General features: G+C 52.4%; 31 protein-coding genes. 18 read left to right on the forward strand and 13 right to left on the reverse strand.

Going from position 1 to position 24,858, the window contains the following annotated elements; all coding sequences use genetic code 11:
* Positions 1-69: 69 nt before the first annotated feature.
* Entirely contained in the window at positions 70-282 is a 213-nt protein-coding gene (locus ABS784_RS06315; protein ID WP_011230133.1) for an alpha/beta-type small acid-soluble spore protein, read from the reverse strand.
* Between the two features lie 289 nt (positions 283-571).
* Here ABS784_RS06315 and ABS784_RS06320 point away from each other — a divergent pair, with 289 nt between their 5' ends.
* Positions 572-814: a hypothetical protein gene (locus tag ABS784_RS06320; RefSeq protein WP_011230134.1), complete on the forward strand. Its 243-nt coding sequence runs from the start codon at positions 572-574 to the stop codon at positions 812-814.
* 82 nt (positions 815-896) lie between these two features.
* Here the strand turns inward: ABS784_RS06320 and ABS784_RS06325 are convergent, their stop codons facing one another.
* From ABS784_RS06325 to ABS784_RS06335, 3 genes are all read right to left on the reverse strand, one after another.
* Entirely contained in the window at positions 897-2,009 is a 1,113-nt protein-coding gene (locus ABS784_RS06325) for an ABC transporter ATP-binding protein (protein ID WP_011230135.1), read from the reverse strand.
* A gap of 128 nt (positions 2,010-2,137) precedes the next feature.
* On the reverse strand, positions 2,138-3,028 hold the full coding sequence (locus ABS784_RS06330) for a PucR family transcriptional regulator (RefSeq protein ID WP_011230136.1): 891 nt from the start codon (positions 3,026-3,028) through the stop codon (positions 2,138-2,140).
* Between the two features lie 239 nt (positions 3,029-3,267).
* Positions 3,268-3,456: a hypothetical protein gene (locus tag ABS784_RS06335; RefSeq protein ID WP_011230137.1), complete on the reverse strand. Its 189-nt coding sequence runs from the start codon at positions 3,454-3,456 to the stop codon at positions 3,268-3,270.
* A gap of 115 nt (positions 3,457-3,571) precedes the next feature.
* On the opposite strand from ABS784_RS06335, the gene ABS784_RS06340 reads away from it, so the two are divergent.
* The gene (locus ABS784_RS06340) at positions 3,572-3,973 is read left to right on the forward strand and encodes a hypothetical protein (protein WP_011230138.1); all 402 of its coding nucleotides are present in this window, start codon (positions 3,572-3,574) and stop codon (positions 3,971-3,973) included.
* Here ABS784_RS06340 and ABS784_RS06345 read toward each other — a convergent pair.
* From ABS784_RS06345 to ABS784_RS06360, 4 genes are read right to left on the reverse strand one after another with little or no spacing between them, the layout of a single operon-like run.
* The gene (locus tag ABS784_RS06345; RefSeq protein WP_021322505.1) at positions 3,933-5,099 is read right to left on the reverse strand and encodes a YheC/YheD family endospore coat-associated protein; all 1,167 of its coding nucleotides are present in this window, start codon (positions 5,097-5,099) and stop codon (positions 3,933-3,935) included. The genes ABS784_RS06340 and ABS784_RS06345 overlap by 41 nt on opposite strands.
* Positions 5,093-6,442, reverse strand: coding sequence for a YheC/YheD family endospore coat-associated protein (locus tag ABS784_RS06350; RefSeq protein WP_011230140.1), 1,350 nt, complete (start codon positions 6,440-6,442; stop codon positions 5,093-5,095). The genes ABS784_RS06345 and ABS784_RS06350 overlap by 7 nt, the downstream gene beginning before the upstream one ends.
* Positions 6,439-7,506 (reverse strand): YheC/YheD family endospore coat-associated protein, encoded by a 1,068-nt coding sequence (locus ABS784_RS06355; protein WP_069304028.1) that lies wholly within the window; start codon positions 7,504-7,506, stop codon positions 6,439-6,441. Before ABS784_RS06355 ends, ABS784_RS06350 begins: the two co-directional genes overlap by 4 nt.
* Before the next feature lie 6 nt (positions 7,507-7,512).
* Positions 7,513-8,589, reverse strand: coding sequence for a YheC/YheD family endospore coat-associated protein (locus tag ABS784_RS06360; RefSeq protein ID WP_352511820.1), 1,077 nt, complete (start codon positions 8,587-8,589; stop codon positions 7,513-7,515).
* A gap of 126 nt (positions 8,590-8,715) precedes the next feature.
* Between ABS784_RS06360 and ABS784_RS06365 the strand changes: the two genes are divergently transcribed.
* The 4 genes from ABS784_RS06365 (at position 8,716) to ABS784_RS06380 (ending at position 12,997) form a co-directional block, all read left to right on the forward strand.
* Complete coding sequence (locus ABS784_RS06365) at positions 8,716-9,849, forward strand: DUF445 domain-containing protein (RefSeq protein WP_023633889.1); 1,134 nt, start codon at positions 8,716-8,718, stop codon at positions 9,847-9,849.
* A gap of 71 nt (positions 9,850-9,920) precedes the next feature.
* Positions 9,921-10,280 carry a YlbF/YmcA family competence regulator gene (locus ABS784_RS06370; RefSeq protein ID WP_021322507.1) on the forward strand — a complete coding sequence of 120 codons (360 nt, stop codon included), beginning with the start codon at positions 9,921-9,923 and terminating at the stop codon, positions 10,278-10,280.
* Positions 10,281-10,413: 133 nt separating this feature from the next.
* Positions 10,414-11,277, forward strand: a complete 864-nt coding sequence (locus tag ABS784_RS06375; RefSeq protein ID WP_011230145.1) for a Cof-type HAD-IIB family hydrolase — start codon at positions 10,414-10,416, stop codon at positions 11,275-11,277.
* Between the two features lie 214 nt (positions 11,278-11,491).
* Positions 11,492-12,997: a coproporphyrinogen III oxidase gene (locus ABS784_RS06380; RefSeq protein WP_096226288.1), complete on the forward strand. Its 1,506-nt coding sequence runs from the start codon at positions 11,492-11,494 to the stop codon at positions 12,995-12,997.
* Between the two features lie 37 nt (positions 12,998-13,034).
* On the opposite strand, the gene ABS784_RS06385 is transcribed toward ABS784_RS06380, so the two are convergent.
* Positions 13,035-13,220, reverse strand: a complete 186-nt coding sequence (locus ABS784_RS06385) for a YhzD family protein (RefSeq protein ID WP_014194986.1) — start codon at positions 13,218-13,220, stop codon at positions 13,035-13,037.
* Between the two features lie 149 nt (positions 13,221-13,369).
* Here ABS784_RS06385 and ABS784_RS06390 point away from each other — a divergent pair, with 149 nt between their 5' ends.
* The 7 genes from ABS784_RS06390 (at position 13,370) to ABS784_RS06420 (ending at position 18,872) form a co-directional block, all read left to right on the forward strand.
* Positions 13,370-14,269, forward strand: a complete 900-nt coding sequence (locus ABS784_RS06390; protein WP_011230148.1) for an ABC transporter ATP-binding protein — start codon at positions 13,370-13,372, stop codon at positions 14,267-14,269.
* Positions 14,262-15,491: an ABC transporter permease gene (locus ABS784_RS06395; protein WP_011230149.1), complete on the forward strand. Its 1,230-nt coding sequence runs from the start codon at positions 14,262-14,264 to the stop codon at positions 15,489-15,491. The genes ABS784_RS06390 and ABS784_RS06395 overlap by 8 nt, the downstream gene beginning before the upstream one ends.
* Positions 15,492-15,609: 118 nt before the next feature.
* A complete protein-coding gene (gene yhaM / locus ABS784_RS06400; protein WP_011230150.1) occupies positions 15,610-16,587 on the forward strand; it encodes a 3'-5' exoribonuclease YhaM in 978 nt (325 codons plus the stop codon).
* Positions 16,588-16,610: 23 nt separating this feature from the next.
* Positions 16,611-16,739, forward strand: coding sequence for a hypothetical protein (locus ABS784_RS06405; protein ID WP_014194989.1), 129 nt, complete (start codon positions 16,611-16,613; stop codon positions 16,737-16,739).
* 112 nt (positions 16,740-16,851) lie between these two features.
* Complete coding sequence (locus tag ABS784_RS06410; RefSeq protein ID WP_011230152.1) at positions 16,852-17,040, forward strand: sporulation YhaL family protein; 189 nt, start codon at positions 16,852-16,854, stop codon at positions 17,038-17,040.
* 129 nt (positions 17,041-17,169) lie between these two features.
* A complete protein-coding gene (gene serC / locus ABS784_RS06415; protein WP_352511968.1) occupies positions 17,170-18,252 on the forward strand; it encodes a 3-phosphoserine/phosphohydroxythreonine transaminase in 1,083 nt (360 codons plus the stop codon).
* A 95-nt stretch (positions 18,253-18,347) separates the two neighbouring features.
* Positions 18,348-18,872, forward strand: coding sequence for a tryptophan transporter (locus ABS784_RS06420; protein ID WP_011230154.1), 525 nt, complete (start codon positions 18,348-18,350; stop codon positions 18,870-18,872).
* A gap of 94 nt (positions 18,873-18,966) precedes the next feature.
* Here ABS784_RS06420 and yhzF read toward each other — a convergent pair whose 3' ends face one another.
* Positions 18,967-19,155 carry a membrane protein YhzF gene (gene yhzF, locus ABS784_RS06425; protein WP_013146234.1) on the reverse strand — a complete coding sequence of 63 codons (189 nt, stop codon included), beginning with the start codon at positions 19,153-19,155 and terminating at the stop codon, positions 18,967-18,969.
* Between the two features lie 154 nt (positions 19,156-19,309).
* Here yhzF and ABS784_RS06430 point away from each other — a divergent pair, with 154 nt between their 5' ends.
* Positions 19,310-19,915 carry an HTH-type transcriptional regulator Hpr gene (locus ABS784_RS06430; protein WP_011230156.1) on the forward strand — a complete coding sequence of 202 codons (606 nt, stop codon included), beginning with the start codon at positions 19,310-19,312 and terminating at the stop codon, positions 19,913-19,915.
* Here the strand turns inward: ABS784_RS06430 and ABS784_RS06435 are convergent.
* Entirely contained in the window at positions 19,908-20,249 is a 342-nt protein-coding gene (locus ABS784_RS06435) for a YhaI family protein (protein WP_011230157.1), read from the reverse strand. The two genes, ABS784_RS06430 and ABS784_RS06435, sit on opposite strands and share 8 nt — an antisense overlap.
* A gap of 190 nt (positions 20,250-20,439) precedes the next feature.
* On the opposite strand from ABS784_RS06435, the gene ABS784_RS06440 reads away from it, so the two are divergent.
* Positions 20,440-20,619: a hypothetical protein gene (locus tag ABS784_RS06440; RefSeq protein WP_011230158.1), complete on the forward strand. Its 180-nt coding sequence runs from the start codon at positions 20,440-20,442 to the stop codon at positions 20,617-20,619.
* A 141-nt stretch (positions 20,620-20,760) separates the two neighbouring features.
* Here the strand turns inward: ABS784_RS06440 and ABS784_RS06445 are convergent, their stop codons facing one another.
* Positions 20,761-20,850: a YjcZ family sporulation protein gene (locus ABS784_RS06445; protein WP_021322511.1), complete on the reverse strand. Its 90-nt coding sequence runs from the start codon at positions 20,848-20,850 to the stop codon at positions 20,761-20,763.
* A 245-nt stretch (positions 20,851-21,095) separates the two neighbouring features.
* Here ABS784_RS06445 and ABS784_RS06450 point away from each other — a divergent pair, with 245 nt between their 5' ends.
* Positions 21,096-21,941 carry a peptidylprolyl isomerase gene (locus ABS784_RS06450; RefSeq protein ID WP_021322512.1) on the forward strand — a complete coding sequence of 282 codons (846 nt, stop codon included), beginning with the start codon at positions 21,096-21,098 and terminating at the stop codon, positions 21,939-21,941.
* A 77-nt stretch (positions 21,942-22,018) separates the two neighbouring features.
* On the opposite strand, the gene ABS784_RS06455 is transcribed toward ABS784_RS06450, so the two are convergent.
* The gene (locus ABS784_RS06455; RefSeq protein ID WP_014194996.1) at positions 22,019-22,441 is read right to left on the reverse strand and encodes an HIT family protein; all 423 of its coding nucleotides are present in this window, start codon (positions 22,439-22,441) and stop codon (positions 22,019-22,021) included.
* A 465-nt stretch (positions 22,442-22,906) separates the two neighbouring features.
* Here ABS784_RS06455 and ABS784_RS06460 point away from each other — a divergent pair, with 465 nt between their 5' ends.
* Both ABS784_RS06460 and ABS784_RS06465 read left to right on the forward strand, forming a co-directional pair.
* Positions 22,907-23,644, forward strand: a complete 738-nt coding sequence (locus tag ABS784_RS06460; RefSeq protein WP_011230161.1) for an ABC transporter ATP-binding protein — start codon at positions 22,907-22,909, stop codon at positions 23,642-23,644.
* Positions 23,641-24,855: an ABC transporter permease gene (locus ABS784_RS06465; protein ID WP_020278962.1), complete on the forward strand. Its 1,215-nt coding sequence runs from the start codon at positions 23,641-23,643 to the stop codon at positions 24,853-24,855. Before ABS784_RS06460 ends, ABS784_RS06465 begins: the two co-directional genes overlap by 4 nt.
* Positions 24,856-24,858: the final 3 nt, after the last annotated feature.

Below are 24,858 nucleotides of genomic sequence, written 5' to 3' on the forward strand. Positions count from 1 at the left end.
CATATGAAAGCGCCCCGGGCTGACTGCCCGGGGCGTTTGCCATCTATATGAAGTTGTTCGTTAAGGCGGTTATTGAATGTTGCCGAATTGGCCCCCAAGTTGTTGCTGAGCCATGGCGACAAGACGTTTCGTAATTTCGCCGCCGACCGAACCGTTCGCGCGAGAAGTCGTGTCAGCGCCGAGGTTCACACCAAATTCTTGGGCGATTTCGTACTTCATTTGATCAATGGCTTGTTGAGCACCAGCGACTAACAGTTGGTTGTTGTTATTGTTGCGTGCCATCGTTGATCATCTCCTCTTAAAAATTTTTGATGGTTGGGATGGTTGGATTTGCACCAACACTTCACGCTGCAAGGCGTGTGCCAAGCTTGGCTGAACCCACCGGCCCACCCGCCTTTGGCTTCGCCAGCGTCCCTGTTGCAACGGATGAGTGATTTCGCTGGCGGTACTCATAGTTTGGGACGTTTTTTGCCTGTTATGCATGGTGAGAATATGGGAATTTTTAACGTTTTACCGCCGTCACCATTAGGGAATATGTAAAGATAAGGAACATCTTAGAGGAGGAAGCAGCATGAATGTATGCCCGCTGTGCAACGGGTTGCGCCGGGTGACGGTGTATTGCAGCTACTGCCGGCAACCAATGGAAGATCATGGGAAAGTTACAGATTATTTCGATGACTACAGCCCGTACATGGATGCGGACGTCATGAAGCTTGTCGACGGCTATTTGCGCACGTATACGAATCATGAATGTGTTCATTTGTTTTACTGTCCGACTTGCCATGAGGAGGAAGTGCGTTTTATCAAGGAATAAGGCTGTTGATGGAGTGGAAAGGAAAGGCGTTCCGTTTTTTCGGAACGCCTTCGAATGAATCTATATGAACAACAATGGGGGGTTACTTTTCATCCGCCGCCCGGATGCGCCGTTCCGTTTCAACGTCAAAGAAATGCGCTTTGTTCATATCAAGCGCCAGGTCAATCCGGTGGCCCGGCTTGATTTCCGTGCGGGCGTCGATGCGAGCGACCAATTCTTGGTTGTCGATGCTAAAATAGATCATCGATTCAGCGCCAAGCAGCTCGGCGACTTCGACGAGAGCGGTAACTTTCGTCGCCGGAGATGCTTCAAGGAAGAGCGGTTCGTCGTGAATGTCTTCCGGACGAATGCCTAAAATCACTTCCTTGCCGACATACCCTTGCTCACGCAACACTTTCATTTTTCCTTCCGGAATGCCAAACGATGTTTGGCCGACGACAAACTTGCCGTCTTGCAGCGTTCCACGAAGGAAGTTCATGGCCGGTGAACCGATAAAGCCGCCGACAAAAATGTTTTCCGGTTTTTCGTATACCTCGCGCGGCGTCCCGACTTGCTGGATGACGCCGTCTTTCATGACGACAAGACGGGTGGCCATTGTCATGGCTTCCGTTTGGTCGTGGGTGACGTAAATGGTCGTCGTTTCCAAGCGCTGATGGAGCTTCGCGATCTCTGAGCGCATTTGCACCCGCAGTTTCGCATCCAAGTTCGAGAGCGGCTCGTCCATTAAAAACACTTTTGCATCGCGGACGATGGCCCGTCCCAATGCCACGCGCTGCCGCTGCCCGCCGGAGAGCGCTTTCGGTTTGCGGTCCAAATATTGCTCGAGCCCAAGAATGCGCGCCGCCTCGCGGACGCGTTTGTCAATTTCCGCTTTCGGGAATTTGCGCAGTTTTAAACCGAACGCCATGTTGTCATAGACGCTCATATGTGGATACAGAGCGTAGTTTTGGAACACCATGGCGATGTCGCGGTCTTTCGGCGGCACATCGTTCATTCGTTTGCCGTCGATGTAAAGATCGCCTTTGGAAATTTCCTCAAGGCCGGCGATCATCCGCAACGTGGTGGATTTGCCGCAGCCGGACGGGCCGACAAATACGATAAACTCTTTGTCTTGAATATGTAAATTGAAGTCTTTGACGGCGACCACATTGTTGTCGTAAATTTTGTAAATATGATCAAGAATGAGTTCTGCCATAACCATCCTCCTCATCGCCGAAATCGTTTTCTTGCCATTAGTGTATAGAAAAATAGGAACATTCGTAAATGGACGAGGTGCACAAAAAATGCCGCCGATTTTCGGCGACATGACAAAAAAGCGGGGGATTACGAACGGCGCCGGTGCAAGATAGCCAAATAGACGGCTGCCGCCCCTTTGAACCGTTTGATGTCAACACCAGTTTGCTCCGTCCATTTATCGATTCGATATTGCAAACTATTGCGGTGCATATACAGCTTTTTCGCTGCCATCGAGACGTTTAAGTTGCATTGCAAAAACGTCTCCATCGCCCGCACTTCCTCCTCGTCGAATCCGTCAAGAAACGAGAGGGTCCGGCGGGCTTTCTCACTGACTGCTCCTTCTTCAAAGAGCGGAAGCGGAATGACGTCTTCCCATTCGTACACCGTTCGTTTCGGCCAAAAGCGCCGAGCGGCGGAAAAACACTCTTTTTCAAGGAGAAACGATTCATATAGCCGTTCATCGACGGAGCGGATTGGGCCGATCAATAAATGAATGGCAGTATAAAAATCAGCGGCGAGCGCCTCAGCCATGTCCGCTAACGAAGGCGGCTCCGTCGTCCGCTTTTGTTTCGCTTCGACGATCAGCCCGCGCCGATCTTGTTCCCAGACGATGGCAACCGGGGAGGAAAATAAGCCGCGAACAGCGTCAGCAAACTCCTCTTTGTTGGCGATCGGCCGGCTGGCTGTAAAATGAATGAACCGGCAATACGGAGCAGCGAGCCGAGCGAGCGCGGCTGGGTCGCCGGTTGCCATCCATCGTTTCCATGCCCGCTCCTCTTCGCTTTCCGGTTCGCGTCGGCGCTCGGCGGGGGTGAAAAAAAGCGCCAGCAATCGCCGCTCCTGCTCTGTCAATCGATGCTTGGCGATGCCGATCTCATCGCCATCGGCGGTATAAAACCATTCGTAATCTTCGGGGTGTTCCGGCTGACCGTTGATGACGATGTCCCCTTCATAAAGCGATTCGAGCTCTTTTAGCATCGCGGCGCACCACTTTCCGTCAAGGATGATGTCACGCCGAAGAGGAATCGGCGTTGTTTTCATTATACCAAATCTCCGCGAATGGAAAGAAAGACAATGGATGAAAGCGGGAAAGCCGCAGGATGAACGGGCGGCTTGGCCAACAGCGGTCGTTTCGAACGATCCCTGCCTAACGCATTAGCGGAGAGGCTTCATAAAACAAAAGGCCGACTTTCCCGAGGCGGGAAAATCGGCTCCGTTTACTGGCCGGCTTCGTACGGCGGCTCTTCTTTGACAAGATCGCGCGCTTCCTCAATGTTGACGTCATCGCCGTGGCCGTACACAGCACCTCCGGCCATCCCTTCGTTGATCATGCGGTCGATGTCCATATAGTATTCATCGCGTCCTTCGTACAATGAATCCCGGCGCTCGGCTTCATTTCGTTCCATCATCTCGCTCCTTCCTCTCATCGTTTTTCCTAAAGTTTGTCCAAAAGAGGCATACGCTATCCATGCCATTCATATGGATGAAAGAGGACAAGCGGGAAGAAAGGGGCGGCACGCGATGATCATGCTGATCAAAAAATTGCTCGAAACAACCGCCGCGGCGGAAGAAAAAGCCCGGCAGCTCGCTGAGATGGAAACGGATGAGGCATGGGCGGTCTATTTGGCTGAAGCCGAGCGGCAGCGTAAACTTTGGCAATACGTGCATTATTTAGTTGCTGGGGCTAACGCCGACGGTCGAGCGGAAAGAGAGCAAAGCAAAGCAGGCGCACCTCGTTGTGATCTCTTGCAAGCCATGGCGGCGGCTGAGTGGGAAAAAGCGATGTTATGCCAGAACGTCTGCCAAAGCTTAAATGGAGCCGCCAAACAAGCGGTTGATGCTGTGTTCCGCCAGGCGCTTCGCTACAGCGGCCAGTTTCTAGCTATGGCGTACGATGAGCGAGCTCGGCAAACAGCTGATTGAGCCTCTCAAGCCGCCGTGCCTCAATCTCCGGCTCATCAAACACCATCGGCTTGGCGTTGATTTCATAAATGTAAAGCTGCTGTTCGCTTCCGACGCCGATGTCGGCGGAAAACTCGCCGACAAAGCCAAACCGTTCGCCAAGGCGTGCGCCGCTCAAGGCAATAAGCCGCTCGAGCGCCGCTTCATCGATGCGTTCCTTGACTTCTTTGTACGGGAGGATGGTTCCGCCATGAAACACATGGGTCGTCACTGACTCGACGTCGGCCGAACGAACACCGATGCCGGTGATCGTATGGCGGCCGTTGTGCCAATGGGCGAGCACGCGCAAATCGTAGCGGCGTCCATTCCACTCGTCCGTTTCAGCCAATGCTTGGGCGATGTAGCGGCCGGACTGAATGAGTGATGCGAGCGCATCGAGCGAGCAGAACCGTTTTTGGCCGCCCGGATATTCGCAAATGGCTTCCGTCTCTGACAAGGCGGTGAGACGAAACAGCCCCATTCCTCTGGCGCCGTCATCCCGCTTCAAGTAAATGCAGCTGTATTGGCGGAGCCAAGCGCGAAGATCGGTCGCTGTTTGGACAGGCGCCGTCGGCAATAGATGCGGCCAGAGCCGGCGGTCGGACCGCAGCGCGTCATAAACGTCCGATTTGCGGAAAAAAGAGCGGTTGACAAGTGGAACGCCATGGGCGCTCAACTGGGCAGCCGCCGTTTGAAACGGCTCGCTTTCTTCTTCTTCGCGGCTTTTTACTCGATTGTAGACGACATCGGGCAGTGGAGCGGCCGCTTCGATGAAACGATGAAGTGTCGGAACGAATAGATATCCGGAGACCGTTTTCTCTCCGATGCCGGCGGCCGCACTGACGACGGAGATGCCGCCGGCTTTGTGGATGGAGCGGATAACGGTTTCAAGCCACGGCTTTTTCCCAGCCAGCAAAGCGGAAAGGGACGAGGCGCTGACCAGCACGCCGACGAGCGGTCCCACCCGTCCATCTTGCTCGCGGACGGGAAAGACGAGATCGGGAAGGACAGCGGCGGGAGCAACCCAGCCGCTGCCGAATCGATAAGGGCCGCCCGGACTGTTGCACACCCACTCGCCGGTGTCAGGACGGTAGCCGATCGTCAGCATGGCCAAAGCGCCTCGGGTTCGGTGATGGCTGTTTTGCTGAGGTGGACGGCGTAAGCGAGCGGCAACCGCGCTGTTCGTTCGTCTGCGTCCTTTAATTTTGGATGCTTAAAAATCGACCGTCCGGGTTTGGAATTGGCTTCAAACATCCAAATCCTTCCTTGTTGGTCAACACCAAGGTCAAAACCGATTTCGCCGATCAACGTTTCTGATGCTTCATCAAGGCAACGGCTGAGCGTAAGGGCGGCGTCAGAAAGACGGGCGAGCATGATTTCGCGCTCGGCGGCATCCGGGAAAATTTCTTCCAGCGTTTTGACGATGCCTCCGCTGTTCATATGGGTCGTGATGCTTTGTTTTCCAGCGATTTTGGCGGCGATGGCGCTCACTTGCCATATGCCGTGTTCGTTTTTGTTAACGTGAACGCGGAAATCAGCCGGTCGGCCGTTGACGGCAAGAAGCGGAACCGCTTGTTGGATGACATAGCGGTGAAGCGGCGCATGGGCGAGCAAATGATGCCACACCGCCATGGCGGTGGGAAACAGCACTGTTTGTATTTCTCCGCTTTCATCGCGGAACCGGCATTCATAGGCGTTTTTTTTCGCTAAATGATAAATGCCGCGGCCGAGGCTGCCGTCGGCCGGCTTGATGTACGCTTCACGGTAGCGGGCAAGAAACTGCTCAATGGTGTGCTGCGTCACGTGGGCGGACGTCGCCGGCAAATACGGCTGCGCCTTCGGATGGGCAGCGAGCCGGCGGTAAATGTCCCATTTGTTGAAAAAACACCCGTTAAAGATCGGGATGCCGTAGGTGGTTTGCAGCGTCTTCGTCATCGTTTGAAACGTTTCCTCCTTTTCGACGCGCCGGTTTGGCAGCCGGTTGTAAACGACATTCGGCAACGGCACCGTATGGCGTTCCCAGCCGCGCTCTGTGTAAAAATAGCCGTTCGTCATGCCGTTTTCCCAGTCAATATGGGGCGCGCCAAACAAAAAGGCAAATCCGCCGACTTGCTTTTCTTGCGCCAGCAACTTGGCAAAAAAGAAGCTCCGGCTGCCGACCGGGCGGTGGAGCGACTTTGTGAATCCGGCGGTCAAAATGCCGACAAGCGGCCCGAAGTGAACAGCTTCATCGGTCAAAAAGACATGAACGTCAGCGGCAAATGGGATCGACAAGCATCGGGCAACGTCATGCGCCACAATCACACGGTCGACAAGACGGGGGGAAGAAATGACCCGGCATGGGGTGACAAGGCTGCCGAACGCGGCTGATGTTTGCCTAGATGCTTGGAGCGTGGCGGGAAGAATCACCGTATTTGTTTGTTGTTCGTCAATGATCAACGTGTAGGTCATTGGCTTTTCCCCCCTCTGGCCAAAAACAAGCAATACCGAAGCGGCGCTTCGTACAGTTCGTTTTGTTGCTCCGGGGGCAGAAGATGCGCCACTTTTCTCCCCGGCTTGGAATTGACATCCAAAATCCACACCGCCCCGTTGTCGGTTGCACCAAGATCCAAGCCGATTTCAAACAAAGGACCGAACGTGTGATCCATATAAACTGGCAGCGTGCGGATGATCGTCTCAACGCCATCGAGCACGAAGAGACGTTTTGAAGAGGAAAGGCGGTCGAGCCACTCGGAAAACGGACGAATGTCCGCGCCGGCGCGGACGTTGGCCACCCATGCCCCCGGTCGGCCGACTCGCACGGCCCGCACCCGCTCCACCCAGCGTCCGTTTTCATCCTTTTGCAAAAGAATGCGGAGGTCAAACGGTTCACCCTCCGGGGTCGATAGCTGAAGCAATGGCTGCAGGACATACTCGCCGCGGCGGCTCCAAGAGGCGAGGAGCTGTTCCAGCTCGCTTCGGCGGGCAATGACGGCCTGTTCTTGACCGTGACTGTCTTGGACGGACAGCGCCTTCCCTTTCTTTTGAAAGATGCAAATACCGCGTCCTCCGGAGCCGTGCACCGGCTTGGCGATGGCGGCTTGTTCGCGGCGGAGAAGCGCAAGCACATCATCGGCGCGCTCAAGCCGGACAGTCGGAGGCACGTATGCGGACAAGAGCGGGTGAGAGGAGAGCGCTTCATATACGTCCCATTTGCCCGGCAGGCCATAGCCTAAAAACGTGAGGTCAGGCCGCTGCTTCAACCAGTTCATAATCGGTTTTGCTTTTTTGGACCGCTCATCATTGCCGTAAAAGCAGCGGTCATATAAAAATGGCGGAATGGCAAAGACGGCGTTTGTCCATTCGTTCGTTTCCTCTTGAAAGAGAAAGCCGCGGACGTTTTCCGTCTGCGGATCGATGCCAAGCGGCGAAAAGCGGCAGACGGAAATGCCGTAGCGTCTGGCGCATTTCGCCACCTCAGTGCAATACGTGTGGTCTTGCTGTTCGTCAAGGGTGACAAAACCGAGTGAAAGCAAAACGGTTCACTCCTTTTCCTCCATCAATGTCAAACTATAGTCGATGATCGCCTTCGCCGACGGGCGGACCGATTGGTAGGAAGCGGCCATATCCGTCTGTTTCGACGGCTTCGTATTCACCTCGATGATCCACGGCTGGCCCTGGATGTCAATGGCAAGATCAACGCCAAACTCTCCATACAGTCCCTCCGCTTCCGAGGCGAGAACGGCGGCGGATTCCAGTGCGATTTCTTTCAGAAGCTGTTTTTGCTGGAACGCGTCAGCTCTCGTATACCACTTCCGCAAGACATCATTGACCGCCATCAGTTCTCCGCCGCGGGCAAGGTTAGCGACAAACTGATCGGGCGGCGCTACGCGGGCGACGGCGGAAGTGACGCGCCAATCATTGTGGCGGGCGCGATGACAAAGCAGGCGAAAATCGACCGGGCGGCCGTCGAGGGTGCGAAGCTCAAGCCCTTGTTGGATGATCATCGGCGTTCGGATTTGTTGCCGCAAAGCGGAAGCTAAAGCGTCCATCGAACGATATACGGCCGTTGAAGCGGAAGTGGAATGGCGAAGACAAATTCCGTCGTCCGAATGTTGGAGGCAGAAAATCCCTCGCCCTTGGCTGCCATAGATCGGCTTGAGAAAGACGGATGGGAAAGCGTCAAGGAACGCCTCAAGCGTATGTTGACCGCTCCAGAGCGCCGTTTTCGGCAAGTGCGGGTGCAAGTACTCGTGCCGCTCAAAATGGCAGTGCACTTCCCATTTATGCAAAAAGCGATGGTTGAACATCATCCCGTTTTCTTCGGCAAGCCGAGCGAGCAGCTCGGCAAACAAAGGGGAGCGTTCGAGCTTGCGAGAGTGAAGGCGATTGTAAACGACATCGGCTGGAGGCACGTCCCGCTTGCCCCATCCGCTTTCGGTCCACTGATAGCCGACTCCCTCTAAGTAAAGCGCCGGCGAGGACACGTAAAAAAAGAGACCACGCTTTCTAGCATATGCCGCCAATTCCTCGCAAAAATGATGGATGGATCCAAAGGCAGCCCGTTCACTTGTTTCATTGATTTCCGTCAGCACAGCCATCGTTCGTTGTTTGCTCATCGCAGTCCCTCATTTGCGCATTCGTCAGGCAAGCTCTATAATGAACAATTAGGCAAACGTTTATATCGCCATCGTATGATGACGGACGCCGTTTGGTGACAGCGGCGGGGACGGAAGGAGAAGAGGATGGAAACGTTCGTTTATTTGCTGTTTATGGTGGCGGTCGGGGCGCTCATTGGCGGGGTGACGAATTTTATCGCCATCGTGATGCTGTTTCGCCCATATGAGCCGATGTACGTGTTTGGAAAACGGCTGCCGTTTACGCCGGGATTGATTCCAAAGCGGCGGCGGGAGCTGGCCGAACAGCTCGGGAAAACGGTCGTGGAGCATTTGGTGACGCCGGAAGGATTGCGGCGCAAACTCATGGATCCGTCCTTTACGGCCGAGATGGCCGAGTGGGGGCGGGAATGGCTTCGAAAGTGGCTTGCGCGCAAAGAAACGCCGGCTGAGTTGCTTGAACGCCTCGGTATTCGCTCTCCCGCCGAGCGGCTCGAAGCGATGGCGGCCGAGCAAGCTGAGCGAGCGTATGAACGGTGGAGCGAAACGTGGCGTCTGCGGCCGATACGCGATGTATTGCCAGCGGAGTTGAAGCAGACGATGGAAGCGCGCGTCGAAAGTCTAGCGGGTTATTTGGCCGACAGGACGCTTGACTACTTTCGCAGCGAGGAGGGAAAGCAGCAGATTTCCAGCATGATCGAGCGTTTTTTCCAAGAGCGCGGGATGGTTGGAAATATGCTGCAGATGTTGCTTGGCAATGTCAATTTCGTCGATAAGGTGCAGGCGGAGCTCGGTAAATTTTTGCGCCATGCTGGCACAAGAGAGGTGCTCTCCCGCCTTCTTTGGACGGAGTGGAACAAATGGTTGGACTATCCGCTCGCAACCGTGGAAGAGATGATCGGCCGCCGGCGCATCGATGAAGCGGTGCGGTCGGCTGCCCGCCGCTTGGTGCAAAGCGGCGGCTGGCTGCATCGCCCGCTTGATGAGCTGATCGCTCCGTACGGGCAACCATTGTTTGACCGCCTCATCCCGCAGGCGGCGGCAACGGTCAGCTGCCTGTTAAGCGACAAAATCGAGGCGATTGTTGCACAGCTTGGGTTGGCGGATATTGTCCGCGACCAAGTGGAGTCGTTTTCATTACGACGATTGGAAGCGATCATTTTATCGATCGCCCGCCGTGAACTAAAGATGATTACGTATTTGGGCGCTTTGCTTGGCGGGCTGATCGGCGCCGTTCAAGGTGTCATTGGCTTATGGCTGTAGGCTGTGGCATATCGCCGCCAGATGGCGCATACGTTAGAACGTGAACGATATTCGTATAGGAGGCTCTTTTTATGTCTGAACCCCTTCATGCGCTCGCTAGACAGCTTGAGCAGGCGATTCGGGCGAGCGAGCCGTTTCAGCAGCTGAAACGGGCATACGAAGATGTCCGCCGAGATGAAACCGCCTATCGAATGTTCGCGAATGTCCGCGACATCCAGCTTCAGCTCCATGAAAAACAGATGCGCGGGGCGGCCATTTTGCCTGATGAAATCGAACAGGCGCAAAAGGCGATGGCGCTCGCCCAGCAAAACGAGAAACTCGCCCGCCTGATGGCGCTCGAGCAGCAAATGAGCATGACCATTGCCGAGGTTCAGCAAATCGCCATGAAGCCGCTTGAGGAGTTGCACCGTTCATTCATGGAAGGAAGATAGGAAAAACACCCGGTCGGGTGTTCTTTTTTTGTCCGTTTCGTCATAGTCATGAAAATGATAAGGAATGCAAAGCCGCCGCCAGCTTGCTGGCGGCGGCAAGAGAGGTTGAGACGGACAAAAGGGGGAGACAGCCGTGTATAAGCTGTTGGCGCTCAACATTGACGGAACGATTTTAAAAAACAACGGCCGCCTGCCGCGCGAAACAAAAGAGGCGGTCGACTATGTGAAGAAAAAAGGAGTTTATGTTACGTTAATCACGAGCCGCAATTTGCTTTCCGCCCGCAAAGTGGCGAAAGCGCTGCGGCTTGATGGGATGCTCATTGCATTCCAAGGAGCGATGATTGCCAGAACGCTTGATGATAGGCTGTTTGACGCCGTGATCCCTGAGGAGCGAACGTTTAATATCGTGCAAATTTTGGAAAACTTCAACTGCAACATCCGCCTCATGCATGAGCGGTATTCGCTCGGCAATCGGAAGAAAGTGAAGAAAAACCTTGTCGTGCAAACGGTTCTCTCCTCAAGCGACCCGTTTTTCTATCCGACCCAATTTGTCGATTCACTTGGCGATGTGCTGATCGACGAACCGATCGCTGTGCCGAAAATTGATGTATATTTTGCTACAGACGAAGAGAGGGATGCAGCGGCCGCTTTATTGACGAAATCGATTCCGTCCATTGATATGATTATGCAGCCAAACGGAAAAATGGAAATTGTCCCGCAAGGAGTGTCTAAACTCGCGGGGTTGCGCCGGCTGGCTCAACATATCGGCGTATCGTTGAAAGAAACGGTGATGATCGGTGACGGCCTTGACGATTTGCCGGCGATTGAAGCGGCTGGGCTCGGCGTCGCCATGGGGAACGCACCGCTTGAGGTGAAGCGGGCGGCCGACTGGGTGACGCGTTCGAACGAACAGCTCGGCGTCGCCTACATGGTGAAAGAACATTTCCGCAAACAGCAACGGATCGAGTTTTTGCAAAAACTCAAAACGAAACAGTAAGCAGCTTGAACGGGGAGCGAACCGTGAGCGGACAACTGGCGCTTGCCGTTTTCACGAAAATCATAAAAATGAGGCCGGAGCGAATGTCCGGCTTTTTTAATCTAGTTGGCCGGGCGAGAGTCATTTCCATAAAGTCGGCGGCAAAGGTGCATTCTTCCGCTTGACGAAGGAAACAGCCGTTCAGTACACTGAAAGAAGTTTGAAAGAAAAGGTGATGAACGTGCGGATCGAAATTCAAGGACTGCCGCATCCGGAACGGTTTCAGCGCCCGCTCGAAGTGATGACCGAGCTGTTCTTCGAAGCGCCGGAGCTGTCGCTCGCGCCGCTTCCCGAGGCCGATATGGCCGTTATGTTTTCCGTCAAGAAAGACGGGTGCATCGCTGTTTCTGGGACGCTTCTCGACAAGACGTCCGGGCGCGTTGAGGAAGCGAGTCATGAATGCAGCACGCCGGCGGATGCTGACGGGAAAACGTACGAAAAACAGCTGAAAAACGCCGTTTTGCATGTCTATTTGACGTTGCTTGAGCGTTCTACCGGCCTCATTCAGCCGTGGGGCGTGCTGACCGGCGTTCGTCCGGTCAAGCTGCTTCATCAGCTTTTGCGCTCAGGCCTTTCGAAAGAAGAGGCGCACCGGAAGCTGGCTGAAGAGTATTTAGTGACAAACGAAAAAATCGAATTAATGCAAGCGATCGTGGATCGTCAGCTCACGGTCGTTCCGGATTTATACGATTTGGCCCACGAAGTGAGCATCTATATCGGCATTCCATTTTGCCCAACGAAATGCGCCTATTGCACATTTCCGGCGTACGCCATCAACGGCCGCCAAGGGTCGGTCGACGCCTTTTTGGCCGGCCTTCATTACGAAATGGAGGCGGTCGGCCGCTTTTTGCGCGAGCGCGGCATCCGCATCACAACGATTTACTACGGCGGCGGGACGCCGACGAGCATTACGGCCGACGAGATGGACCGGCTGTACGCTCATATGTATGACGTATTTCCAGACGTCGACCGCGTCCGCGAAATCACGGTCGAAGCCGGGCGTCCGGATACGATTACGCTGGAGAAGCTCGAAGTGTTGAAAAAGTGGCGGATCGACCGCATCAGCATTAACCCGCAATCCTACATTCAGGAGACGTTAAAAGCGATCGGGCGCCATCATACGGTCGAAGAGACGATCAACAAGTTTCATTTAGCAAGGCAAATGGGTATGAACAACATTAATATGGATTTAATCATCGGACTGCCCGGCGAGGGTCTGGCGGAATTTACGCATACGCTCGCCGAGACGGAGCGGCTCATGCCGGAATCGCTCACCATCCACACGCTGTCATTTAAACGGGCGTCGGAAATGACAAAGAACAAACAAAAGTACAAAGTCGCCAGCCGCGAGGAAGTGCAGGCGATGATGAAGGCTGCCCAAGAATGGACAAAGGAACACGGTTATGTCCCTTACTATTTGTATCGACAAAAAAACATTCTCGGCAACCTTGAAAACGTCGGCTACGCGCTGCCAGGTCAAGAGAGCATATACAACATTATGATCATGGAAGAGCAGCAGTCGATCATCGGCCTTGGCTGCGGGGCATCAAGCAAGTTTGTCGATCCGAAAACGCGGAAAATCACCCGCCAGGCGAACCCCAAAGAGCCGAAAGTGTACAACGAGCATTTCGCCGAATATACGGAAGAGAAAATCAATATATTAAAGGAAATATTTGGATAAATAACAACACCCCGGGAACAACCCCGGGGTGTTTTGATTAGCGGTGAAATAAAATGAGCTTGCCGCTGGCATTGACGCAACGGTGTGTTTTGTCCCAACAGCCGCGCTCGCGCAGCTTTTGTTCACCGATTTTTTTCGCTTCTTCATCATTGGCTGCTTCAAACGTTTCATCGAGCAATTTTTCTCCGTCGCGCTCAAAAGCGGTCAACGTATACATCGGCATGTCACCATCTCCTTTCGCTGAATCATCATTCATTTCTCTTTCATTTAGAGGTTTGATAGGCAAATTCCTGCTTCTGTCTGAAACTTTTTTTGAGACTGCACGTTTTAATAATGTGGATGGAAAATTTGTTTTACGTTGGGGGAATGTGGATGAGTTTAGAGATCATTGAGGTGACGAAACGGTTTGGTCAGGCGACGGCCGTCGACCATTTGACGTTGACGGTTCCAGAAGGGGAGATGTTCGGATTGCTTGGGGCGAACGGAGCGGGAAAAACGACGACCTTTCGCATGATTTTAGGCCTTCTGCTCCCGACGGAAGGGGTGATCCGTTGGCAAGGCGAACCGATTGATTACTCGAAAGGCCATCTGATCGGCTATTTGCCGGAAGAGCGCGGGTTGTACCCGAAGCTGAAAGTGCAAGAGCAGCTTTTGTATTTAGGGCGGTTGCGTGGAATGAAGAAGACGGATATTCTTCCAGAAATCGACCGCTGGCTTGAGCGCTTCCATATCCGCGATTATGCCAACAAGCGGGTGGAGGAGCTGTCGAAAGGCAACCAACAAAAAATCCAGTTTATCGCTGCTGTGCTTCATCGACCGAAGCTATTAATCTTGGATGAGCCATTCAGCGGTCTTGATCCGGTGAACGTTGAACTGTTGAAAGAAGCGGTGCTTGATTTAAAACGGAACGGCACGACCATTGTCTTCTCGAGTCATCGGATGGAACATGTGGAAGAGCTGTGCGAACATGTCTGCATTTTGCGCCGCGGCCGCGCGGTGGTGGCTGGAGCGCTGCGTGAACTGAAACGTTCGTTTGGCAAACAAATCCTTGTTATTCAAGGGGACGGGCCGTTTGAAGAATTGGCGCGGTTTCCTGGCGTTTTGCAGTGGAAGAGGACTGCGGAAGGGGTGCGGCTGCAAATCGCCAATGAGGAGACGGCACAAGCGATACTCGGCCATATAGCAGGAAAAGTCGCGGTTCGTCTGTTTGCCTTGGAAGAACCGTCTCTGAATGATATCTTTATTGAAAAAGTAGGTGCGGCGTATGAATAAGTTTTTCCTTGTGGCGGGGCATACGTATGGAACGAAGCTGAGGGCGAAAGCATTTCTTGTGACAACCGCCATCACTTGCCTGTTGATCATCGGGGTGGCCAACATTCAGCCGATCATCGAGTTTTTCACCGGTGATGAAAAGACTCATGTCGCGGTCATTGACCGCACGGGATCTTTGTACGGTCCGCTTGAGAAGCAGGTAAGCCATGACCAAATCGCGTTGACGAAAATTACGGATATGGAAAACGAAGCGAAAGAAGCAGTCAAAGAAGGCAAATGGGACGGATTGCTCGTATTGTCCATGGATGCGGAAGGATTGCCGGAAGCGGTGTATTATGCCAATACGATTGTGGACAATCAGACGCCTGAGGAACTCAAACGAGCGCTAAGCCAGCTGAAAACAGCGCTTTCAGCCGCTAAGCTCGGCCTGACGGATGAACAAATGGCAGAGCTTTACAAACCGGTTCCGTTCCAAAAGGTGGCATTGGAAAAAAACGCGAAGACGGAAGAGGAGTTGAACCAAGCGCGCGCTCTTGTTTATGTCCTTCTTTTCGCGATGTATATGTTTGTTTTGATGTATGGAGGAATGATTGCGACGGAGGTGGCGACGGAAAAATCGTCGCGCGTGATGGAAATTTTAGTGTCAAGCGTCCCGCCGGTCCAACAGCTGTTTGGCAAAATCATCGGCGTTGCTCTTGTGAGCTTGACGCAATTTTTCGTTTTTTTCGCCGTCGCTTTCGCCGCGTTAAAAACGAGCGGGCAGGAAGTGTGGCGTTTCCTCGGATTTGACCACCTGCCGGCATCGATATTTGTGTATGCACTCGTTTTTTTCTTGCTCGGTTACCTCTTGTATGCGGTGCTATTTGCCGTGCTCGGTTCGCTCGTCAGCCGGGTCGAAGATGTGCAGCCGGCGATTACGCCGGTCATGATGTTGGTTGTCGCTGCATTTATGATCGCGATGTTTGGCTTGAATGCGCCAGAGTCGGCGTTCGTGACCGGCGCCTCGTTTGTTCCCTTTTTCGCTCCGATGCTCATGTTTTTGCGCATCGGCCTCGTTTCCGTGCCGGGGTGGGAAGTGGCGCTTTGCCTTGTGCTTTTAGCGGCGACGATTGCCTTGCTGATCTATTTTGGCGCCAAAGTGTATCGAGGCGGTGTGCTGATGTATGGACGAATGAACATTTTCAAGGATATAAAACGGGCCATTCAGCTAACAAAAAAATAAACAGCGTGACGGGGCGTTTGGGCCAATGTTTCCTTGCCGTTTCGGCAAGGCTTTCTTTTTGCCCTCTAACCGTTATGATATACTAGAAAGTACGTACAGAGAAACGGAGGAGAACGAAGTGGCGAAAGGCATCATCCATTATGAGGTTGGGGAACAAGTTGATCTCTTTTTACTCATCAAATCAGCAACGAAAGGCATCGCCAGCAACGGCAAGCCGTTCTTAACTTTGATTTTGCAAGATAAAAGCGGCGACATTGAAGCCAAACTGTGGGATGTCTCGCCGGATGACGAAGAGCGGTATGTGCCGGAGTGCATCGTCAAAGTGGCGGGAGACATCCATAACTACCGCGGCAAATTGCAGCTGCGCATCCGTTCGATCCGTCCTGCTCATCCGGGCGATGCCGTGCGCATCGATGACTTTTTGGAGAAGGCTCCGCTCGGCCGCGAGGAAATGAAGGCGAAAGTCATGGAATACATATTTGCGATGGAAAATCCAAACATCCAGCGCATTACCCGCTATTTGTTGAAAAAATACGAAAAGGCGTTTTTTGAGTATCCAGCGGCGACGAAAAACCATCATGAATTTATCTCCGGACTGGCGTACCACGTCGTGTCGATGCTCGAGCTCGCCAAGGCGCTCATCCATCTCTATCCGTCGCTCAATAAAGATTTGCTTTATGCCGGCGTCATTTTGCATGACCTTGGCAAAGTGATTGAACTATCCGGTCCGGTATCGGCGGCGTATACGCTTGAAGGAAATTTGCTCGGACACATTTCGATCATGGTGAGCGAGATCAGCAAGGCGGCGGAACAGCTCGGCATTCAAGGTGAAGAAGTTGTCATTTTGCAGCATCTTGTGCTCGCGCATCATGGCAAGGCGGAGTGGGGCAGCCCGAAGCCGCCGCTCGTCAAAGAAGCTGAGGTGCTTCATTACATTGACAATTTGGATGCGAAAATTACGATGATCGACCGCGCGCTCGAGAAGGTGAAGCCGGGCGAGTTTACGGAACGCGTTTTTGCCCTTGACAACCGCTCGTTTTACAAACCAGCGTTTTTGTCTGTTTCAAAGCCAAAAAATCCGGGTAGTAAAGAGTAGGGGCGGAAAAAGGGGGGATGATCATGATCGAACCGATCATTGAAATCGTCCCGACGACTCAGTATGAACAGGCGAAAGAAGAGTTGAACGAGCTGCGCCGACAGTGGAAGAAAGCGAAGAAGAAAACAAAGAAGAAGCGAAACGAAGCATAAGCGTTGTCCCTAAGAAAGAGGCGGCTTTCCCGCCTCTTTCTCCATGCATACTGCCCCCTTGTTGCGCGTATAGTGTACTAAGTACAAGACAAGCATACAAGGGGGAATGGCGATGCTCAGTTTGCCTTGGTGGGTGTATTTGGTTGTTGCCGGCATTATTTTCAGCGGCTATATGACCGTAAAAACGGCGGCGCGTGAGCGGGAAATCGACGAAGCATTCATTGAAAAAGAAGGGGAGATTTACATGGAGCGCATCCGAAAGGAGCGCGAGCGGCGGAAACAAGCGAAGTCCTTGCAATAGCAGGGGCTTTCTTTTTTTGGAAGATTTCGTTTGAAAGCGTTTTTTTCGAAAAATTCTCTTTCTTTTTTTGCGAATCGTGCTAGGATAATAATATCAATGGACTACCAGGAGGCAAAGTGAGGGATGACAATGAAACGCGCGTACAACTTCAACGCCGGCCCGTCAGCGCTGCCGCTTCCGGTGCTTGAACGGGCGCAAAAAGAGCTGCTTAATTTTCAAAACACCGGCATGTCGGTTATGGAATTAAGCCACCGAAGCAAGGAATACCAGGCTGTCCATCATGCGGCGAAAGAGCGGCTCAAGCGGCTTCTAAATGTGCCGGACGGATATGACATTTTATTTTTGCAAGGCGGGGCGAGCCTGCAGTTTTCAATGGTGCCGATGAACCTCCTCACGGAAGGGAAAATCGGCTGTTATGTGCTGACCGGGGCATGGTCGGAGAAAGCGCTGAAAGAAGCGCAAAAAATCGGTTTGACAACGGTCGTCGCTTCGAGCAAAGAAGCGAACTACACATACATTCCGCCGCTTGATGACGTCCAATGGCCGAAAAACGCCGCCTATGTCCATATTACGTCAAACAACACGATCTTCGGCACTCAATGGAAGGAATTTCCAAACACGCCGGTTGACTTGGTCGCGGATATGTCGAGCGATATTTTAAGCCGTCCGTTCGATGTCAGTCAATTTGCCCTCATTTACGCCGGGGCGCAGAAAAATCTCGGCCCGTCAGGAGTCACGGTTGTCATTCTCCGCAACGATTTGCTTGAGCGCATTCCGGACGGGCTGCCGACGATGCTTGATTACCGGACGCACCAGAAGAGCAATTCGCTGTACAACACGCCGCCGACGTTTGCGATTTACATGCTGTCGCTCGTGCTCGAATGGGTCGAAGAGCAAGGCGGTGTGGCGGCGATGGAAGAGCGCAACCAGCAAAAGGCGGCCGTGCTGTATGAGGCGATTGATGAAAGCGGCGGCTTTTACAAACCGCACGCCGAAAAGGGGAGCCGTTCGCTCATGAACGTCACCTTTACGCTTCCAAATGAGGAGCTGACGAAAACGTTCCTCGCCGAGGCGAAAGAACGCGGGTTTGTCGGGCTCGGCGGGCACCGATCGGTTGGCGGCTGCCGGGCGTCGATTTACAACGCGGTGCCGCTTGAGGCGTGCGAAGCGCTCGCGTCGTTTATGAACGAGTTCCGCCGCCGTTTTGCCTGAAAATTTCTTCTTCACTTTTACACTGCAAAGTGATATAATGATAGAAAAATTCTCGAGCAAAAGATATAGACGAGGAGAGATGAGGAGAGATGAGCATGAATGTGAGAGCATTAGTATCGATGGCGCTGTTAGTCGGAATCGGAGCCGTGTTGCACGCGGTCATTCCGGGGTTGTTTTTCGGAATGAAGCCGGATATGATGCTGGCGATGATGTTTTTGGCGATTTTGCTTTTTCCAAACGTCAAAGCGGTCGGCCTTGTCGGCGTCGTCACTGGCTTGATCTCAGCCATGACGACGACGTTCCCGGGCGGACAGCTGCCGAATATGATCGATAAGATCATCACCGCCTTTGTCGTGTTTGCCCTAGCGACTTTGATGAAAGCATACAGCCAAACGGTCATTGGGGCTTCAGTGCTGGCGGCAGTCGGCACGGTCATTTCCGGCGGGGTGTTTTTGGCTGCGGCGCTCTTGCTTGTCGGGTTGCCGGGCGGAGCGACGTTTTCGGCGCTGTTTGTCACCATCGTGCTGCCGACAGCGGCGTTGAACGCAGTGGCGATGGCCATCATCTATCCGATCGCATCGTCGATTTTCCGACGGATGAACGTTACAGCGCACGTGTAGACGGCGAAAAACCCGATCATTGCTGGTCGGGTTTTTTGCTATCAAAGAGAGAGTAGGAAAAAAATACTTATGCTCCATTTGTTTTTAACGCGTATTAGACATAGCTGAGAAGCCAAGCGGTGAGCAAGCAAATGAACGCTATTCCAATATAGCGCAAAGTCCGTTCTTTCAGCAATGCTTTCGGCGGGTACGCCCGCGCTTTCCATAAGGCGAAAAATGCGTTTATAAAAAGACAGAAAAATAAGAATCCGACAGCGATAAGCAGCCATTGTATATACACCATGGCATTCTCCTCCTGTATGCGCCAAGCGCCTTATGCTTACTACTATGAATATGCAAAAAAAATCATAAAAATAAATACTTTTGTCTTTATTCCTTTTTGTTTTATTGATATAATGGAGAGTAAAAAATACGGTGAGGGAAGAGTGGGTGGAACGATGAAAGCGACAGAACAGCATTATTCCATCAAAGAGGCGATGTTATTCAGCCAACGAATTGCCCAGCTGAGCAAAGCGCTATGGAAATCGATTGAAAAAGATTGGCAGCGGTGGATCAAGCCGTTTGACTTGAACATTAACGAACATCACATTTTATGGATCGCCTACCACTTCAAAGGAGCCTCGATTTCGGAAATCGCCAAGTTCGGTGTGATGCATGTGTCGACGGCGTTCAACTTCTCAAAGAAATTAGAAGAAAAAGGATTGCTTTCGTTTTCCAAAAAACAGGATGACAAGCGCAATACGTACATTGAGTTGACGGAAAAAGGAGAAGAAGTGTTGATGAAGCTGATGGAGACGTATGACCCGACGAAAAATGCCGTTTTCAATGGGGCGTTGCCGTTGCGCGAGTTGTACGGAAAGTTTCCAGAAATTTTAGAAATGATGTGCATCGTCCGCAACATTTATGGCGATGATTTCATGGAAATTTTTGAGCGGGCGTTTGAAAACATTAAAGAAGATTTTATCGAGCAGGACGGCAAACTTGTCAAGCGAAAGCCGAAAACGGAAGAGCACGAGAAAGAATTGGCCAGCCAGGCTAACTGATGGTGCGAATGAGCGTTTTCAGCTCGGTCATCAGCGGGACAAACATTTGTTGGGCCAAAAGAGCATCAACTGTCTGTTCCAGCGGAAGGTTCGGATGAAGCATCCCAGCAAACTGCACGAGCAGGGGAGTGAAAATTGTCAACCCTTCCGCTTTTTGCTGTTCGTATTGGTCGGCAAGCTCTTGGCAAAACGCCAAGAAGGCGTCGACTTCTTCTTTGGTCAAATCCGCGCGGATGATGAGGGAATAAAATGGTTTTTTCGTTTCGTCGATCATTTCCATCAGCAGAGACTGGTGAAATTCCAGCTTGGCCACTCGCTTTTCCAACGATTCCATATATCGTGCTCCTTTTGGTGACGAAAATGTGACCGTTTTTACGTATATTTTACCGAATTTGTGCGCATTCACCAATAGAAAAATCGGTTTGTGTCCGGAAAAAGAAAAATGATTGATTTCCAGCCATGAACGATGTAAAGTTAAAGCCATGGGCGGCGTTTGGTGAAGATCAAAGAGGAGGGGAACAGTTTTGGTGCTTTATTTCATCCTCCTGGCGGTTACGGTCTTATTTTTTATCAACCAGCTCACACACTCGCTTTGCGCGCAGCGTGACATCCCGGAGGAGCAGCAGCCGGCGGTTTTTCGCACGATTAATGTCCTTATTACGATTTTATTAATCTCTTCTTACTTTGAAGTGTTGTTTACATGACTTTTCCCTGCTCTGACGGTTGATGCGGGGATTGTTATGTTTTTCTTTTGATGGAGCGAGTTCCATTGTCGTTGCCTCTCCCTTCGTTTCAAGGAAGGCGGCAAAAAAGGGTGCTCCTTTTGCGGGAGCACCCTCTTTCGTTTAGTAGATGACGCAGGCGCAGCCGACAATGATTAGCAAAATAAACAGCACAACAATCAACGCAAAGCCTCCGGAATAAGGTGCGCTCATCGTAACACCCCCTTTCGGCAAGAAGAAGCCTGTCGAGCGCTTCATCCTCATCATATGTATGGCAAGCGTGCATGTTATGGGCGGATGACTAAAGCGGAAAGAGGTTTTTTTTTCATTGGAAATATGGTATAGTTATTGTCGTGGCTGAAGAGGCGAGCATGTTGTTTCTTGGGCGCCATTCGATCTGCGCCGCTTGAAAGCGTGGGAACATTCAATCGAAAAAAGATGTAGGAGTTGTGAAGCGAATGAAAAAATGGATGATGGCCGCTGCCGTCGTTTCGCTCATGGCTTTGTCGGCCTGCAGCAACGACGGTTCGGAAGCGATTGTGGAAACGAAAAACGGCAATATTACGAAAGACGAATTTTATAATGAGATGAAAGAGCGCGTCGGCAAATCCGTCCTTCGTGATTTGATTGACGAAAAAGTGTTGAGCAAAAAATACAAGGTAACCGATGAAGAGATCGACCGCGAAATCGAACGAATCAAGGAAGCGTATGGAACGCAATATGATTTGGCCGTGCAGCAGAACGGAGAAAAAGTGATCCGCGAAATGGTCAAGCTCGATTTGCTGCGGACGAAAGCGGCCGTTGAAGACATAAAAGTGACGGAGAAAGAGCTGAAGGAGTATTATGACAACTACAAGCCGAAAATTCGTGCCAGCCATATTTTGGTCAAAGATGAAAAAACAGCAAAAGAAGTAAAGGCGAAGCTTGATAAAGGCGAGGATTTCGCCAAGTTGGCCAAAGAATACTCCCAAGATCCAGGCTCGGCGTCCAACGGCGGCGATTTAGGCTGGTTTGGCCCAGGGAAAATGGTCAAGGAGTTTGAAGAAGCCGCCTATAAGCTGAAAGTCGGCGAAGTGAGCGATCCGGTGAAAACGGATTACGGCTACCATATCATTAAAGTGACGGACAAAGAAAAGAAAAAGTCGTTCAACGAAATGAAAGACGAAATTGCGTTTGAAGTCAAACGGAACAAGCTTGATCCTGCGACGATGCAGTCAAAAGTGGACAAATTGGTGAAAGATGCCGGTGTTGAGATCAAAGACAAAGATTTGCAAGATGTGATCGAGCAGCAAGGAAAACAGTAAAAAAACGGAAGCAGAACATCCCTGCTTCCGTTTTTTTATTTGTGGGCTTGACCTTTCTGCTGTTCAACAACGGGAGATCAGCCGAGCTGCTCGCGAATGGCGGCCGCGATCGCCTGCAGGTCAGCGGGCGTATAGTCGCTTGCATGCGACTTCCAGACCGCGCCAAACCCATCCCCTTTGCCGTAGCGTGGAATGAGGTGAAGATGGTAATGGAACACCGTCTGCCCCGCTTGCTCGCCATTGTTGTTCAATAAGTTGAGCCCGACCGGGGAAAATGCTCGCCTGAGTGCATTGGCAATCGTCGGCACTGCGCGAAACAGTTGGCCGGCCGCCTCCGACGTGAGGGTGAAAATGTTTTCCGTATGTACTTTCGGGATGACAAGCGTATGCCCTTTTGTCACTTGGCTGATGTCCAAAAACGCGAGCACATGGTCGTCTTCGTACACTTTCGCCGCGGGCAATTCGCCGTTAATGATTTTGCAAAAAATGCAATCGCTCACTGTGGTCACCCTTTCCTTCCTATTTTCTTCATTTTACCATAAAAAAACCGGGATGTAATCCCGCAACGCAGGTTACATCCCGGTTGGTGAAAAGGGGAGAGGATGATTCAAGCAAATGTGCGTTTGATGAACACCCCATTTGTAGCAAAAATTGGTTCGGCGTGAGCGCTTCCTTTGTTCAACGTGACCATCCCCTTTGGACAGGCTCGTTGCTTCCCAGCAACGAATGCGATGGTCGCTTCCTAGGAACGTTTACAACGTTTTGCGGCTCACAACGGTGTCTTTGACGAACACCCCATTTCGGATGGATCGTTCATCAACTTTTTGATTCCTCATCCCCTCTTCGCTATTTATCATGCCCGGCTTGAGTGAGTTTATGCAAAAGAACGGTGTGATCTTTTTTGGTAAGCGAGGCTATAGTTTGGTACAATGGGGACAAAGGCCAGAACGGAAAGGGAGCGGACGATGACGCTTTTAGAAGTGAAGGATCTATCCGGAGGCTACACGGCGCAAAACGTGCTTGAAGACGTGACGTTTGTGGTCGACCGCGGCGAAATGGTCGCCTTGATCGGCCTAAATGGAGCCGGCAAAAGCACGACGATCAAACATATTATCGGCTTGATGGAACCGCGCCGCGGCGCGATTTCCATTAACGGCTATCGGCTTGCGGACGGGCCGGAAACGTATCGAAGGCAGTTTGCTTATATCCCAGAAACGCCGGTGTTGTATGAAGAATTGACGCTTGAGGAACATTTGCGTCTAGCAGCGATGGCGTACGGGTTGAGCGAAGCAGAGTATGAACGCCGCCTTCCGCCGCTGCTTCGCGAGTTTCGATTGGAGCGGCGGCTTTCCTCGTTTCCGGCTCATTTTTCGAAAGGAATGAAGCAAAAAGTCATGATTGTATGCGCCTTTTTGCTTGAACCGCCGCTTTATATCATCGATGAGCCGTTTCTCGGCCTCGATCCGCTTGCCATTCACGCCCTGCTTGAGCGAATGAATGAACAGAAAGCGAAGGGGGCGGGCATTTTGCTGTCGACGCACATTTTAGCGACGGCAGAGCGGTATTGCGACTCATTCGTTATTTTGCACAACGGCCGCGTCAAGGCCAAAGGGACGCTCGATGACATTCGCCGCCAGTTCGGGCTGCGGGGGGCGTCGCTTGATGAACTGTACGTCGAATTGACAAAGGACGATGCGCCATGATTGACGCCCGCCGTCTTTGGAAGCAGCGTTTCCAATTGGAATGGCGAAAACGGATCCGCTACTTGCGCTATATGTTCAACGACCATTTGCTCGTCGGTTTGATCATTGTGCTTGGCGGCATAGCGGTGATGTACGAGCGCTGGGCGGCGGCGCTTCCTGACTCGTTTCCGTATCCGGCTATTGCGGCGGTCGTGTTCGGCTGGGCGGCGGCCGCTGGATCGGTGCGCACCTTGTTCCGCGAGGCGGATACGGTGTTTTTATTGCCGGCGGAAGAACGGCTCGGTCCGTATATTCAGCGGGCGTTTTTCGTCTCATGGTTATGGCAGGCGTACGGCCTTTCTTTGCTTTTGCTGTTGGCGGGTCCACTGCATGCTCGCTTTTCCCCGGTGTCATGGCCGCTTTTTTTGTTCGGTCTTTTCTGCTTCAAAGGATGGAGCTTATGGGCCAGTTGGCAAGGAAGCTACATCGCCGATCCGTCTTTTCATCGCTTTGGCGCATTTACGCGTTTCATCCTAGCGGCGGTGTTCGTTTATTTGGTGCTGGTTGCGGCCCCATGGCCATTTTTTGTCGTTTTGGTCGGTTTGATGGCCGTTCTGTCCATCTGTTTGTCACGGTTGACGAGAGGAAAAACATGGAAATGGGAACGGATCATCGCGGAAGAACAGCGAGCGGCCACGGCGTTTTACCGGCTGGCCAACTTGTTTACCGACGTTCCGGAATGGCGGGAGGCGGCAAAGCGGCGGCGCTGGCTTGATTCGCTGCTCGCTTTGATTCCGTACGACAAGCGGCATGTGTTTTTTCATTTGTATGCCCGCACGTTTTTGCGCGCCGGCGGGTATGCTGGTCTGTATGTCCGTCTCACTGCGATTGGAGGCTTCATGTTGGCTGTGATCGATCACCAATACGGGCGGGCGGCCATCGCATTTTTGTTTCTTTACGCGACCGCTGTTCAATTGGCCGCGCTGCCTTCCCATCATCGCTATTCGCTATGGCCGCGGCTGTACCCGTTGCCGCAGGCGCAACCGGATGCTGCGGCGGTTCGGTTGCTTTCCATTCTGCTGATTGGGCAAAATACGGTATTCCATCTCGTACTGTTGGCTGTTTCCCCGCGCCTTCTTTGGCTCGCCACTTGGCTTGGCGGAAACATATGGGGGCTTTGGATGGCAGGGCGGTACGTGCGCCTGCAACGTGGGCAGAAAGCAGGACGCTAGTGC

Source organism: Geobacillus sp. G4 (genome assembly GCF_040327975.1).
Taxonomy (GTDB): Bacteria; Bacillota; Bacilli; order Bacillales; family Anoxybacillaceae; genus Geobacillus; species Geobacillus thermoleovorans.